This is a genomic window from Xanthomonas sp. SI (assembly GCF_014236855.1).
GTDB lineage: Bacteria > Pseudomonadota > Gammaproteobacteria > Xanthomonadales > Xanthomonadaceae > Xanthomonas_A.
In genome coordinates, this window is sequence record NZ_CP051261.1 from 3,710,915 (window position 1) to 3,724,097 (window position 13,183).

Annotated in this window: 10 protein-coding genes and 1 pseudogene; 8 read left to right on the forward strand and 3 right to left on the reverse strand. The window is 68.9% G+C overall.

Translation table 11 applies throughout. The features are described from left to right. Nucleotides 1-254 precede the first annotated feature (254 nt). The 7 genes from HEP75_RS15460 to HEP75_RS15490 all read left to right on the forward strand — a co-directional run bounded on the left by HEP75_RS15460 (nt 255) and on the right by HEP75_RS15490 (nt 9,142). On the forward strand, nt 255-2,450 hold the full coding sequence (locus HEP75_RS15460) for a polysaccharide lyase 6 family protein (RefSeq protein WP_185824122.1): 2,196 nt from the start codon (nt 255-257) through the stop codon (nt 2,448-2,450). After that, complete coding sequence (locus tag HEP75_RS15465) at nt 2,447-4,690, forward strand: oligoalginate lyase (protein WP_185824123.1); 2,244 nt, start codon at nt 2,447-2,449, stop codon at nt 4,688-4,690. Before HEP75_RS15460 ends, HEP75_RS15465 begins: the two co-directional genes overlap by 4 nt. Beyond that, a complete protein-coding gene (locus HEP75_RS15470; protein ID WP_185824124.1) occupies nt 4,687-6,006 on the forward strand; it encodes an MFS transporter in 1,320 nt (439 codons plus the stop codon). The genes HEP75_RS15465 and HEP75_RS15470 overlap by 4 nt, the downstream gene beginning before the upstream one ends. A 39-nt stretch (nt 6,007-6,045) precedes the next feature. Further along, nucleotides 6,046-6,798: a glucose 1-dehydrogenase gene (locus tag HEP75_RS15475; protein ID WP_185824125.1), complete on the forward strand. Its 753-nt coding sequence runs from the start codon at nt 6,046-6,048 to the stop codon at nt 6,796-6,798. A 24-nt stretch (nt 6,799-6,822) separates the two neighbouring features. After that, nucleotides 6,823-8,031: an SGNH/GDSL hydrolase family protein gene (locus HEP75_RS15480; protein ID WP_255423874.1), complete on the forward strand. Its 1,209-nt coding sequence runs from the start codon at nt 6,823-6,825 to the stop codon at nt 8,029-8,031. A 378-nt stretch (nt 8,032-8,409) separates the two neighbouring features. Then, nucleotides 8,410-8,712, forward strand: a complete 303-nt coding sequence (locus tag HEP75_RS15485) for a hypothetical protein (RefSeq protein ID WP_185824126.1) — start codon at nt 8,410-8,412, stop codon at nt 8,710-8,712. A 79-nt stretch (nt 8,713-8,791) separates the two neighbouring features. Further along, the gene (locus HEP75_RS15490) at nt 8,792-9,142 is read left to right on the forward strand and encodes a nucleotide pyrophosphohydrolase (protein ID WP_185824127.1); all 351 of its coding nucleotides are present in this window, start codon (nt 8,792-8,794) and stop codon (nt 9,140-9,142) included. 224 nt (nt 9,143-9,366) lie between these two features. Here HEP75_RS15490 and HEP75_RS15495 read toward each other — a convergent pair. Further along, nucleotides 9,367-9,861, reverse strand: a pseudogene (locus tag HEP75_RS15495) (DUF6496 domain-containing protein); the annotation flags it as partial. A gap of 146 nt (nt 9,862-10,007) precedes the next feature. Between HEP75_RS15495 and HEP75_RS15500 the strand changes: the two are divergent. Next, nucleotides 10,008-10,205, forward strand: coding sequence for a hypothetical protein (locus HEP75_RS15500; protein ID WP_185824128.1), 198 nt, complete (start codon nt 10,008-10,010; stop codon nt 10,203-10,205). Between the two features lie 153 nt (nt 10,206-10,358). On the opposite strand, the gene HEP75_RS15505 is transcribed toward HEP75_RS15500, so the two are convergent. Together HEP75_RS15505 and HEP75_RS15510 are read right to left on the reverse strand one after the other, a co-directional pair. Then, nucleotides 10,359-11,798: a DUF763 domain-containing protein gene (locus HEP75_RS15505; protein ID WP_185824129.1), complete on the reverse strand. Its 1,440-nt coding sequence runs from the start codon at nt 11,796-11,798 to the stop codon at nt 10,359-10,361. Nucleotides 11,799-12,480: 682 nt separating this feature from the next. After that, nucleotides 12,481-13,155 carry a TetR/AcrR family transcriptional regulator gene (locus HEP75_RS15510; RefSeq protein ID WP_255423875.1) on the reverse strand — a complete coding sequence of 225 codons (675 nt, stop codon included), beginning with the start codon at nt 13,153-13,155 and terminating at the stop codon, nt 12,481-12,483. Nucleotides 13,156-13,183 lie beyond the last annotated feature (28 nt).

Genomic DNA, 13,183 nt, shown 5'->3' on the forward strand with positions numbered 1-13,183 from the left:
AGGGCTACGACTTGGGAGCGGAGCCTTTACCGGCCGCCGACCAATGTCAACAAATTGGTATAAATATCCGTCCAGGCCAATTGGTACGTGCGATTGATCTTAATTTATGTGCGTATGCAGCACGGATTTCGCGCCAAATCACCTTTCCAGATAAATGATTTTTGGTATGCAGATCTGGTTGACGAGCGTTCGACCTCTGCTACCATCCGGCCCACGGCGGCGCCGCCACGGCACGCATCGAGAGGAGGCAGACCATGGCATCGACCGCCGCGTGCAACCGCTTCGCCCTGCTGTTCCTCGCCCTGGCTGCCGGCCAGGCCGCTGCCGCCGACATCCTCGTCGCCACTCCGGCCGAATACCGCGCCGCCACCGGCGCCCTGCAGCCCGGCGACCACGTGATCCTGGCCAATGGCGAATGGCGCGATTTCCAGATCGTGTTCACCGGCACCGGCACCGCCGCGCAGCCGATCCGCTTGAGCGCACAGACCCCGGGCCAGGTGATCATCACCGGCCAGTCCAATCTGCGCATGGCCGGCACCTACCTGGTGGTCAGCGACCTGGTGTTCCGCGACGGCTACAGCCCGACCGAGGCGGTGCTGTCCTACCGCGTCTCCAGCAAGGAGCGCGCGCGCCACAGCCGCATCACCCGGGTCGTGGTCGACCGCTTCAACCAGCCCGAGCGCAGCCGCTCGGACAACTGGGTGGCGATGTACGACAGCCACAACCGCTTCGACCACAACCAGCTGGTCGGCAAGAACAACGCCGGCCCGACCATGGTCGTGGTCCGCGATGCGGTGCAGGGCCTGGACAACCGCCACCGCATCGACCACAACTGGTTCGGCCCGCGCCCGAACCTGGGCGCCAACGGCGGCGAGACCCTGCGCATCGGCACCAGCAACGACGCCAGCTCCGATTCCAACTCGCTGGTCGAGAACAACTGGTTCGAAGGCTGCGACGGCGAAGTGGAGATCGTCTCCAACAAGTCCGGCGGCAACACCTACCGCGGCAACGTGTTCAAGCGCTCGCGCGGCGCGCTGGTGCTGCGCCACGGCGACGGCAACCTGGTCGAGAACAACGTGTTCTTCGGCGACGGCAAGGACGACACCGGCGGCATCCGCGTCATCAACCGCAAGCAGACCGTGCGCAACAACTACCTGGAGGGGCTGGCCGGCGACGGTTATTCCTCGGCGCTGAGCATCATGTACGGCGTGCCCAACTCGCCGGCCAACCGCTACGTGCAGGTGCAGGAAGCGCTGATCGAGCACAACACCTTCGTCGCCAGCAAGCAGCTGTTCTTCGGCGCCGGCAAGGACGACGAACGCACCGCCGCGCCGATCGACAGCGATTTCGCCGACAACCTGATCGTCGCCGAACACGATCCGGTACGCGTGCTCGGCGACCTGTCCGGCATCGCCTTCGCCGGCAACCTGCAAAGCCCGGCCGCCTCGCCGCGCCTGCCCGGCGGGGTGACCGGCCGCACGCTGGCGATGACGCGCGCCGCCACCGGCTTGCTGGTCGCTGCGGACGCCGGCGGCATCGGCGCCGATCCTGCGCTGACCTATGTGCCGCGCGACGACGTCGGCGTGGCCTGGTACGCGAAGGAAACCGTGCCGGTGGCGCTGGACAGCGGCCGCCGCCAGCGCGTGCGGCCCGGCAACGACACGCTCGCGCAAGCGGTGGCGGCCGCCGGCGCTGGCGATCGCCTGCAACTGGACGCCGGCCGCTACCAGGTGGACCAGGTGCTGGCGCTGCGCCATCCGCTCAGCGTCGAAGGCCCGGCACGCGGCCAGGCGCAGATCGCGTTCTCGCGCGCCACGCTGTTCCAGATCGAAGCGGGCGGTGCGCTGAAGCTGGCGCGGCTGCAGATCGACGGCAGTGCCGCGCCGGACGAAGTGGGCAACGCGGTGATCCGCACCGCACCCGGTTCCAATGCCGCCAACTACGAGCTGATCGTCGAGGACAGCCGCATCCATGGCCTCACCGGCAACCGCGGTTTCGACGTGATCGCGCTGGGCAAGGGCACCTTGGCCGAGCGCATCGCGCTGCGCCGGGTGGTGGTGGAAGACGTCTCCGGCGCGGTGCTGTCGGCGCATGCGGAAACCGACGACCGCGGCACCTACAACGCCGCGTACGTGGAGATCGCCGATGCGCAGTTCCGCCGCATCGGTGGGCCGGCGGTGGACCTGTACCGCGGCGGCCGCGACGAAAGCACCTTCGGCCCGGTGCTGACGATCAGCGGCTCGCGCTTCGAACGCGTCGGCGGCGCCGATGCGCCCTCGCTGCGCCTGCACGGCGTGCAGCGCACGGTCCTGCACGACAACCAGTTCATCGACAGCGCCGCGATCAGCAGCGTGCGCACCACCGGCACGCCGCAACTGATCGCCACCCGCAACCAATTCCTCGGCACCCCGGCGCTGCCGGCCACTGCCGACGCGGAGCCTTTGCTATGACCCGATCCACTCGCCTGATGCTGCTGGTGCTGGCCGCCGCCACCAGCGCGCCCGCCGCCTGGGCCGCGCCCGCTGCGACGCCAACCGCTGCGGCCGCGAGCAGCACCGCCGCCACCAACGCCGCGCCGGTGCTGGTCACCGCCGCGCAATGGCGGCAGATGGCCAGCGACGGCGCACGCTACCCGCTGTTCGCGCGCGAACGCGCGCGTGCCGAAGCCAGCCTGCGCAAGGCCATGCAGGCCGGCATCGACGTGCCGCTGCCGAAGGATCCCGGCGGCGGCGCCAGCCACGAACAGCACAAGCGCAACTACCAGGCGATCCAGGCCGCCGGCGCGCTGTACCGACTCACCGGCGAGCGCGCCTACGCCGACTACGCGCGCGATCTGCTGCTGGCCTACGCCAAGCTGTATCCGACCCTGGGCGCGCATCCGGCCGGGCGCGGCCAGGTGCCGGGGCGGCTGTTCTGGCAATCGCTCAACGATTCGGTGTGGCTGGTCTACGCCGCGCAGGGCTACGACGCGATCCGCGACAGCCTCACACCTGCCGATCGCGACACCATCGACACGCAGGTGTTCCGGCGCATGGCGCACTTCCTGTGCGACGAAAGCCCGGACAACTTCGACAAGATCCACAACCACGCCACCTGGGCGGTGGCCGCGGTCGGCATGACCGGCTACGTGCTGCGCGACCAGACCCTGGTGGACAAGGCGCTGCGCGGCAGCAAGCAGGACGGCAGCGCCGGTTTCCTCAAGCAGATCGACCAGTTGTTCTCGCCCGACGGCTACTACGCCGAAGGCCCCTACTACCAGCGCTATGCGTTGGCACCGTTCGTATTGTTCGCCAATGCGATCGAACGCAACCAGCCGCAGCAGAAGATCTTCCAGCGCCGCGACGGCGTGCTGCTGAAGGCGGTCGATACGCTGGTGCAGAGCAGCTACGCCGGCTACTTCTTCCCGCTCAACGACGCAATCCTGGACAAGGGCCTGGACACCGAGGAACTGGTGGCCGGGCTCGGCATCGCCTATGCGCAGACCCACGACGCGCGGCTGCTGTCGATCGCGCAACGCCAGCAGCGCGTGCTGCTGACGCCCGAGGGCCTGGGCGTGGCCGCGGCACTGGTGCAGGACAAGGCCAAGCCGTTCGCGTTCCGCTCCGCGCTGCTGCGCGACGGCGCCGACGGCGATCACGGCGCGCTGGCGATCCTGCGCGCCGGCGGCGAGGACGGCCAGACCCTGGTGATGAAGAACACCTCGCAGGGCATGGGCCACGGCCACTTCGACAAGTTGAACTGGCTGTTCTACGACAACGGCCAGCGCGTGGTCACCGACTACGGCGCGGCGCGCTTCCTCAACGTGGAAGCCAAGTCCGGCGGCATCTACCTGCCGGAGAACACCAGCTGGGCCAAGACCACGGTGGCGCACAACACGCTGGTGGTGAACGAACGCAGCCACTTCGACGGCGACTGGCGGGTGGGCGAGGAATATGCGCCGACGCCGCTGCTGTTCGCCCGCGACACCGACACCCAGATCGTGTCCGCGCGCATGGACCATGCCTACGAGGGCGTCAGCTTCACCCGCACCCAGGCGCTGCTGACCCATCCGGAGCTGGGCCTGCCGATCGTGATCGACCTGCTGCGCGTGCACGGCGCCAAGCCGGCGCGCTACGACCTGCCGCTGCATTTCAACGGCCACATCATGCAGGTCGGCTTCGAGGCCAAGCGCGCGCTGGCCGAGCGCCCGGTGCTGGGCAAGGCCAACGGCTACCAGCACCTGTGGGTGGACGCGAGCAGCGACGCGTCGCAGGCACCGCGCAGCCTGAGCTGGCTGCTGGATGGGCGCTTCTACAGCTACCGCTTCGGCAGCAGCGCGCCGTCGCGCGCGATCCTGGCCGAGAGCGGCGCCAACGATCCGGACTTCAACCTGCGCCGCGAACCGATGCTGCTGCAGCGCGTGGACGGCCAGGCCGACGTCAGCTTCTTCGGCGTACTGGAACCGCACGGCGAATACAACGGCACCGCCGAATACGTGCACGGCGCCGACAGCCGCATCCGCGCCATCGCCCGCGTGCGCGGCGACGACGCCGAAGTGATCGTATTGACCCTGGCCTCGGGCAAGACCCTGGCGCTGGCGGTGGCCGACGATGCCGCCGCCGAGCGCGAGCACAGCGTGCAGGTGCAGGGCCAGCGCTATGCCTGGCGCGGCGGCTATGCGCGCTTCGACCGCGCGGCGGGCGGCAAATGAGCACGCCCGCCTCCGCCGCTGCCAAGCCGGGCAAGCCGACCAAACGCAGCGCGGTGCGCTGGATGATCGTGGGCCTGATCGCGGTGGCCACGGTGATCAACTACATCGACCGCAACGCGCTGGCGGTGATGTGGCCGGCGATCTCGCAGGACATCGGCGCGACCAAGGAAGACTACGCGCTGCTGGTGACCATCTTCATGCTGTTCTACGCGGCCGGCCAGTTCGTGTTCGGGCGCCTGTTCGACATCATCGGTACGCGCATGGGCTTTGCGCTGTCGATCGCGGTGTGGTCGATCTCGATCGCGCTGCATGCGGTGACCCATTCGATCGTCTCCTTCAGCATCGTGCGGGCGATGCTCGGCATCAGCGAGGCCGGCGCCTGGCCGGGCGCGGTGAAAGCCAACGCCGAGTGGTTCCCGGCACGCGAGCGCGCATTGGCGCAGGGCATCTTCAATGCCGGCGCCTCGATCGGCGCGATCGTGTCGGCGCCGCTGATCGCGCTGCTGTTCCTGTGGCTGGGCTGGAAAGGCACCTTCGTGCTGGTCGGTGCGCTCGGCTTCGTGTGGCTGCTGCCGTGGCTGGTCATCTATCGCGCCGGCCCGGACAGGCATCCGTGGGTGGATGCGGCCGAGCGCGCACTGATCCTGGACGCGCCGGCCGACGGCAGCGTGTCGGACAAGCCGGCCTACCTGCCGAGCCTGCGCCAGATCATGTCGCACCGGCAGAGCTGGGGCATCGTGCTGTCGCGCTTCTTCATCGACCCGATCTGGTGGCTGTTCGTGTCGTGGCTGCCGATCTACCTGGCCGAGACCTTCCATTTCGACATCAAGCAGATCGGCGCGTTCGCCTGGGTGCCGTTCGTCGGCGCGATGCTCGGCAGCCTGTCCGGCGGCTGGCTGTCGGGACGGCTGATCGCGGCCGGCTGGAGCGTGGACCGCGCGCGCAAATGGACCATCACCCTGGGCGGCGCGATCATGGCCCCGGCCCTGCTCGGCGCGGTGCTCGCCGCAGATCCGACCATCGCGGTGCTGACCATCGCCGCTGTGCTGTTCGGTTTCCAGATCGCGATCGGCAACATCCAGACCCTGCCCGGCGACCTGTTCGACGGCAAGTCGGTCGGCTCGCTGGCCGGCATCGGCGGCATGGCTGCGGTCGCCGGCACCTTGATCACCACCTGGCTGGTGCCGGTGATGACCGCCCACTCCTATGCGCCGATGTTCATTCTCGTCGCCGCCCTGGTGCCGGCCTCGCTGGCCGCGCTGTGGCTGGTGACCGGCCGCATCGAAAAACTCGACGATCCCGCCACCCGCGGCTGATCGCTTTCCCTTTCCCCACAACGCAAGGACTCATCGCGCATGCAATTCCAAGACAAGGTGGCCATCGTCACCGGCGGCGGCCGCGACATCGGCCGCGAAGTTTCGCTGAAGCTGGCCGCGGCCGGCGCCAAGGTGTGCATCAACTACGCCAACGACGCGGCCAGCGCCGAGGAAACCCTGCGCCAGATCCAGGCCGCTGGCGGCCAGGCCATCGTGCATCGCGCCGATGCCGCCGACGCGCAGGCCGTGGCCGGACTGGTCGCGGCGACGCAACAGGCGTTCGGCCAGCGCATCGACATCCTGGTCAACGTCGCCGGCGGCATGCTCGCGCGCAAGCCGCTGGCCGACATCGACGAAGCCTTCTTCCACCAGGTCATGGACCTCAACCTGAAGTCGGTGTACCTGACCACGCAGGCGGTGGCGCCGCACATGCAGGCGGGCGCGGCGATCGTCAATTTCGCCTCGCTGGCCGGCCGCGACGGCGGCGGTCCCGGCGCGGCGATCTACGCCACCGCCAAGGCCGCGGTGATGACCTTCTCGCGGGCGATGGCCAAGGAACTGGGCCCGCGCGGCATCCGCGTCAACGCGCTGTGCTGCGGCATGATCGCCACCCGCTTCCACGACGACTTCACCAAGCCGGAAGTGCGCGCCTTCGTCGCCAACGCCACCCCGCTGCGCCGCGAAGGCCGCGCCGCCGAAGCCGCCGATGCGGCGGTGTACCTGGCCTCCGATGCCGCCAGCTTCATCAATGGCACCAATCTCGACGTCAACGGCGGCGTGTATTTTTCCTGACCCGAACGCGTAGGAGCCACGCTCATGTCGTTGCGATTCCCGCCCTTGCGGCAGTTGTTGTGGAACGGCGTGGCGGCTGCCGCGCTCGCGTTGTGCATGGCGCTGCCGGCGGCGGCGCAGCAGGCCGCGCATTGGCTGCCGGCGTGGATCGCCTCGCCCACGCCGGACCGGCTCGACGGTCCGGCCGGCAGTTCCTTGCAGTTCGAGCGGCAGAGCGTGCGCCAGGACATGCGCCTGGGTACCGCCGCACAGGCGCTGCGCTTCCGCATCAGCAACGAACTGGGCACCGCGCCGCTGAAGATCGGAGCGGCGTCGGTGCGCCTGGCCAATGCCGCCCAGCCGGCGCAGCCGGTGTCGTTCGACGGTCGCCGCGAGATCGTGCTGCCGCCCGGCGGCGTGCTGCTCAGCGATCCGGTGGCGCTGCGCGTACCGGCATTGGCCGAGATCGCGCTGACCCTGTACTTTCCCGAGGCCGCGCGGCCTGCGGTGCGTCGCACGGCGGTGCGCGTGGCCGAGGGCAATGTCGAGGTGAGCGACGCCACCACGCTGAGCTACCGGCAGAACGTGGTGTCGGCGGTGTATGCGCAGACCAGCGCAGCGCCGCGGGTGGTGGTGGCGCTGGGCGATTCGATCACCGAAGGCGCCACCGCCGCGCGCGGCAGCAATGGCGACTGGCCGGCGCTGCTGGGCAAGCGCCTGGAGCAGGCCTGCCCCGGCCAGGTGGTGGTGCTCAACGCCGGCATCAGCGGCAACAAGCTGCTCGACGCCGGCCGCAGCCCCAGCGCGCTCGCGCGCCTGGACCGCGACGTGCTGGCGCTGCCCGGCGTCGACCAGGTGCTGCTGTTCGAAGGCATCAACGACATCCGCCACAGCGGGCCGCCGGCGTTCGTGCCGGGGCGCACTGCTGCGGACATGCAGCTTGGCTACCGGCAGGTGGTCGAACGCCTGCGCCAGCACGGCATCGCCACGATCGGCGCGACACTGACCCCGTTCGGCGCATCGGAACGCTACGAACCCGTGTCCGCCGCCACGCGCCAGGCCTTGAACGCCTTCATCCGTGACAGCAAGACGTTCGACGCGGTGATCGACTTCGACGCGATCCTGCGCATGCCCGACAACCCCGAATCGTTGCCGGCCGCCATCACCCGCGACCACCTGCACCCCAACGACGCAGGCTACGCGCGCATGGCCGACGCCATCGACCTGTCGCTGTTCGGCTGCAAGGCGCGCTGACGGGGCGAAGATCTCCGCGCCGCTACCGCGAGCGGTGCACGTCGTTCGCGGCTGGAGTTCTTCGCCGAGCGTGCCGCCGCCCCCATCCACGCTCCCCGACACTGTGGGAGCGACTTCGGGTGACCTCGGGCCATCCGCCGCGACGGGCATTACCGACAAAGCCCGTCACGACCGACCTCACCGGCAGGCATCCGCACAGAGGATATCGGTCCTGACCGAGCAAAAACGCCGAGGTCCGTCGATACGATTGCGATAGGCTATGGCCATGCCGATGCGCACCCCACATCGCCCGACCTGCCGCGCTGGCCTCGCGCGCCCGCCCATTCCGTGTCGTCGCGGCCACAGCGCGAGCAGGACGTGCCAGCAGATAGCAGTGTCATGAGCGCCGCGCACTTCCGCGTACTGGACCACGTCGCGCATGCCTGGTTCCTGCTGCAATCCGGCACGGACCGCTTCCTGGACGTGAACTGCAACGCCTCCGCGTTCGGCTACTCGCTGTTGATCCGGCTCGACGCCGACGAATGCGCGCAGATACAGCAGGGCGGACACGCCGCTTGCGACGCCCTGGCCACGCGCATCCGCGACACCGCGTCGCCGCGGCACCCGCGCGATGTGTCGCGCGATCACGGCGAAGCGGTGTCCGATGCCATCGCCCGCTGGCGCGAGGAACACCGCAACTGAAGTCAGGCCATCGCCGCTGCGGCCACGAGCGGCTCCGGCGGTGCATTACCATGCGGTTTCCCAGCCGCGAACCCTTCCCATGTCCGACAGTCTCCACGACCTGCAAGCCGCCCAGCGCGCGTTCGCCGACGCACGCGATTGGGGCCAGTTCCACACCCCGCGCAACCTGGCCGCAGCGCTGTCGGTCGAGGCGTCGGAACTGCTCGAGCATTTCCAATGGCTCACCGACGAGCAGAGCCGGCAACTGTCGGACGACAAGAAGGCCCAGGTCGGCAGCGAAGTCGCCGACGTGCTCCTGTACCTGCTGCAGCTGTGCGACAAGCTGGGCATCGACCCGATCGAGGCGGCGCGGCAGAAGATGCAGGTCAATGCCGCCAAGTACCCGGTGGACCGCGCCAAGGGCCGCATCACCAAATACACCGAGTTGTAGGCGTCGCTCACGCCCGCCGTTGTAGGAGCGGCTTCAGCCGCGACAGCCTCTATCCGGAGAACCTGTCGCGGCTGAAGCCGCTCCTACAAGGGATTGAAAGACGCCTCCAAGGCGCCCTACCGCGCAGCGGCCTTCTTCGCAGCGCGCTTGCGCGGCGCACTCTTCCTGGCCGCCGTCTTCTTCGCCGTACTCTTGCTTGCGGTGGAGGCACCGGTCCCAGCCTTCTTCGCCCGCGTCCGCGCCGCCTTCTTGGCCGCGCTCTTGCGCACGCTGGCGCCCTTGGTCTGTGCGGCCTTCTTCGCCGCGGCCGAACGGCTGCTGGCGGTGCGCTTCTTGGCCGCCTTCTTGGTCTGCGTGGACAAGGCCTTCTTGCCCACGGTCTGCTTCGCGGTCTTGCCCTTGCTGGCGGTCTTCAGCGCCTTCTTGGCGCCGCGCGAACGGGTCGGCGACGGCGCATCGGCCTTGCCGCCCTTCGCTTCTTCCTGCGCGACCTTCTTCTTGGTGGATTTGGAGGCGGTCTTGGACGCACCGGTCTTGACCCCGGCGCGGCGTGCCTTGGACAGGCCGATGGCGATCGCCTGCTTGGTCGACTTCACCTTGGTCTTGCCCTCGCGCACCCGATCGATCTCCTCGCGGACGAATTCGCCGGCCTGGGTAGTACCCGCCTTGCCTTCGCGCTTGGCACGCTTGGCGCTGGCGGTAGTGGATTGCGTCGGCATGTCGTTCTCCTGCAAGCGGCCGGAACTGGCCATCGCAACAGGTGTAGCAGCCAAAAAGTAAAGAACCGGCATAAGCGATGCGAAGCCGATGTGCACTGCGCGCGGTTCGCGTTGCGGTTGTGCAGCAGTGCGAATGACGCGAACCCATGCTGACGAAGCGTGCGCGCATGCTCGACATGACCAAGCGCTGCGCAAGATTTGCTGCCCTCGCGTTCGATCGCGTCGCTTATTTTCCCTGGCTGGACGCGACACGCCGCCATGTCGCTACCGCATCGCGGTTCGCCAAACCCGAGCGGCCACGCTGCGCGCGCATCGCATTGCCGATTCCACGCGACGTTTCCTAGGCGATGTCCTCGAAGTCGTCATTCCTGGCAACCAGCAGATCTCGCGCTTCGTCCGCGCCGGACTTCGACCAGGGCGCCAAGCGCCCGGCACTGCGCCGCGATCGGACTCCCGCGCGCCGCTGCCATCGCGCGCACCGCTCTTGCTGCAGCGACCTACTGGCGACGCACGCGCCGGGTTGGCGCATCGTCGGCGGCACTCGCCGCGTCGGCCGGAGCAGGCTCCCAGCCGAACACGCTGCGCCCTCCGTACGCGTGCGACGCGCGCCGCTCCTCCGCGATCAGCGCCTCCACCGACGGCCCGTGCGCGTGCGGTTCGAGCAGGCGCGCCTGCGCATCCAGCCGGCGGATCGCCTCCAGCTTTTCCTCGCGGCCCAGCTTGGCCTGCGCCACCGCGGTCTTGAGCACGCCGATGGTGTGGTCGTAAACGCGCGTCGGCACCGGGAACGGGTGCCGATCCTTGCCTCCATGCGCCATCGAGAACCGCGCCGGATCGGTGAATCGGCACGGCGCGCCGTGCAGCACTTCGGCCACCAGCGCCAGTGCGCGCACGGTGCGTGCGCCGACGCCCGGCACCTGCAGCAGTTCGGTGAAATCCTGCGGCCCGCATTCGGCCGCCGCGGCCAGGTTGCCATGCAGGCGCCGGGTCACGATGTCGCTGCCGCGCACGTCGTGGTGGTCGGGCAGCGACAGGTGCGGCAGGCCGGGCGGCATGCGCGCCGGCATCGCGTCGGGCGTGGCGGCCAACAGGTCGCCGCTCGGCGCGAACAGCGCATCGGCCGCCGCGCTGCGCGCGCCCCGCGCCGCATGCGCGGCGGCCATCGCACCGTTCATCGTGTTCGCGCGGGTGGCGGCACGTGGCACGGACGCCACCGCGTTCGCCGCAGACCCTTGCAAGGCGCCGTATTCCTGCGCGATCCGGTCCGGCCCCAGCGCCTGCAACAATTCCACCTGCGCCGCCCGCGACGCGGCGGCGCGATGGTCGGCGAGATTGACGATGCGGCCCTGCCCCGGCCCGTCGATCGCCGCATGCGGCGCATCGACGAAACTGCTCAGCCCTTCGGACAGCCAGTGATAGCGCCGCGCCTGCTTGCTGGCCCCGTTCATGCCCTGCTGCACCACCACCCACTGCCCGTCGTCGCTGACGATGAAACCGTGCAGATACAGATCGAATCCGTCCTGCACCGCGGCGCTGTCCACCTTCGCCACCAGCCGGCTGGCGCGCGCCAGCCCGGCGCCGTCCAGCCCGGTGCGCTCGCCCACCGCGCACAACTCATCGGGCGTGGCGCGCGAATGCCGCCCGCGCCCGCCGCAGACATGGATGCCCAATTCGGCGGACAGCGGCGTCAGCCCACGCTTCAGCGCGCCCAGCACGCTGGTGGTGATGCCCGAGGAATGCCAGTCCATGCCCATCACCGCGCCCAGCGACTGGAACCAGAACGGATGCGCCAGGCGCCGCAGCAGTTCGTCGCGGCCATAGCTGTGCACGATGGCCTGGCACATCACCGCGCCGAGCCGGGTCATGCGCTCGCCCAGCCACTGCGGCACGCGGCCACCGTGCAGGGGCAGATCGGCGCTACCGGAACGTCGGCTCATGCGCGGAACTCCGAAGAAAAACGGATCGCCAGCGTAGCCAGGCCGCGTCTCATCGCGCGACCCGGCGACCGTGGCGAGCCTGAGCAATTCAGCGAAGAGGCCGCGTGATGTCCACCACCCTGCAGTCGGGGCTGAAGCCCCTCCCACAACGCACCCAGCCAACTCACCGCAAGCCCCCCTGTAGGAGCGGCTTCAGCCGCGACAAACCAAGCCGCGCGCCTATCAGCCTGTGATAGATGAGAGACCGGCCGCGACTCCACAACAAACCTCCACCGCAACACACAAGCCAGGAAGCCGCGCAACTTCCAGCATCATGCAGTCGGGGCTGAAGCCCTCCCACAACGCACCCAGCCAACTCACCGCAAGCCCCCCTGTAGGAGCGGCTTCAGCCGCGACAAACCAAGCGGCGCACCTAGCAGCCTGTGATGGATGAGAGACCGGCCGCGACTCCACCACAACACAAAAGCCAGGAAGCCCCGCGACTTCCAGCCTCATGCAGTCGGGACTGAAGCCCTCCCACAACGCACCCAGCCAACTCACCGCAAGCCCCCCCCTGTAGGAGCGGCTTCAGCCGCGACGAACGAAGCGGCGCACTTCACGGCTTCGAACAGGATCGGCGCCGAAGCATTGCTTGAAGAAAAAATCCGCAGCGCAGATCGCGATGACCCGACGCTCTCCCCACTCAGCCGCCGCCACGCTTTCGCTTCGCCGCCGACGCCGCAGCCACAGACTTCCCCGCCCCCTCCCCCGCATGCACCGTCGCCAACGTCATCGCGATCAGCCCGCCGATCAAGCGCCGCAGGTCGCCCTCGTTATCGGCCGACGCCTTCAGACTGGTGGTGGCCAGGCGCAGGATGTAGGCGATGTCCGCCGCCGACATCGCCGCTGGCGCATGCACTTCCGGCTGCAGCGTCGCCACCAGCTGCGCCTCCAGCTCCGCGTACAGCGCGGCCAGGGCCTCCGGCGCGTAGTCGCCGCACTTGGCCAGCAGCTCGGTGGCGTTCTCCGAATCGATCACCGCCGCCACCGGTTCCAGCACCCAGATGTCGAACAGATGCCGCAGCCGCGTCGCCAGGTCCTGCCCCGGACGCAGCCGCACGCCGGATTCGGCCAGGCACTGGTCGCGCTGGCGCAGCACCATCGCCGCGAAGATTGCCTCCTTGTTCGGGAACGACGCGTACAGCGACGGCCGCGACATCTGCGCCGCCGCGGCGATGTCGCCGATGCCGACCTTGCGGTAGCCGTGGCGCAGGAACAGCTGGAAGGCGGCATCCATGATGCGCGTCTCCTTGCTCGGCAAAGCCGCAAAGGGTGCAGCGGATTTTACACTTGACATAATTTGTAAAGTTGTCAACATTACATTTCCAGCCAAATTGTAAAGCACC

What these genes read in the sequence shown, in the direction of transcription:
- HEP75_RS15490 (WP_185824127.1), top strand. Translation starts at nt 8,792, where the DNA reads ATGTCCGACAGTCTCCACGACCTGCAAGCCGCCCAGCGCGCGTTCGCC.
- HEP75_RS15475 (WP_185824125.1), top strand. Translation starts at nt 6,046, where the DNA reads ATGCAATTCCAAGACAAGGTGGCCATCGTCACCGGCGGCGGCCGCGAC.
- HEP75_RS15500 (WP_185824128.1), top strand. Translation starts at nt 10,008, where the DNA reads ATGCTGACGAAGCGTGCGCGCATGCTCGACATGACCAAGCGCTGCGCA.
- HEP75_RS15470 (WP_185824124.1), top strand. Translation starts at nt 4,687, where the DNA reads ATGAGCACGCCCGCCTCCGCCGCTGCCAAGCCGGGCAAGCCGACCAAA.
- HEP75_RS15505 (WP_185824129.1), bottom strand. Translation starts at nt 11,798, where the DNA reads ATGAGCCGACGTTCCGGTAGCGCCGATCTGCCCCTGCACGGTGGCCGC.
- HEP75_RS15510 (WP_255423875.1), bottom strand. Translation starts at nt 13,155, where the DNA reads ATGTTGACAACTTTACAAATTATGTCAAGTGTAAAATCCGCTGCACCC.
- HEP75_RS15465 (WP_185824123.1), top strand. Translation starts at nt 2,447, where the DNA reads ATGACCCGATCCACTCGCCTGATGCTGCTGGTGCTGGCCGCCGCCACC.
- HEP75_RS15460 (WP_185824122.1), top strand. Translation starts at nt 255, where the DNA reads ATGGCATCGACCGCCGCGTGCAACCGCTTCGCCCTGCTGTTCCTCGCC.
- HEP75_RS15485 (WP_185824126.1), top strand. Translation starts at nt 8,410, where the DNA reads ATGAGCGCCGCGCACTTCCGCGTACTGGACCACGTCGCGCATGCCTGG.
- HEP75_RS15480 (WP_255423874.1), top strand. Translation starts at nt 6,823, where the DNA reads ATGTCGTTGCGATTCCCGCCCTTGCGGCAGTTGTTGTGGAACGGCGTG.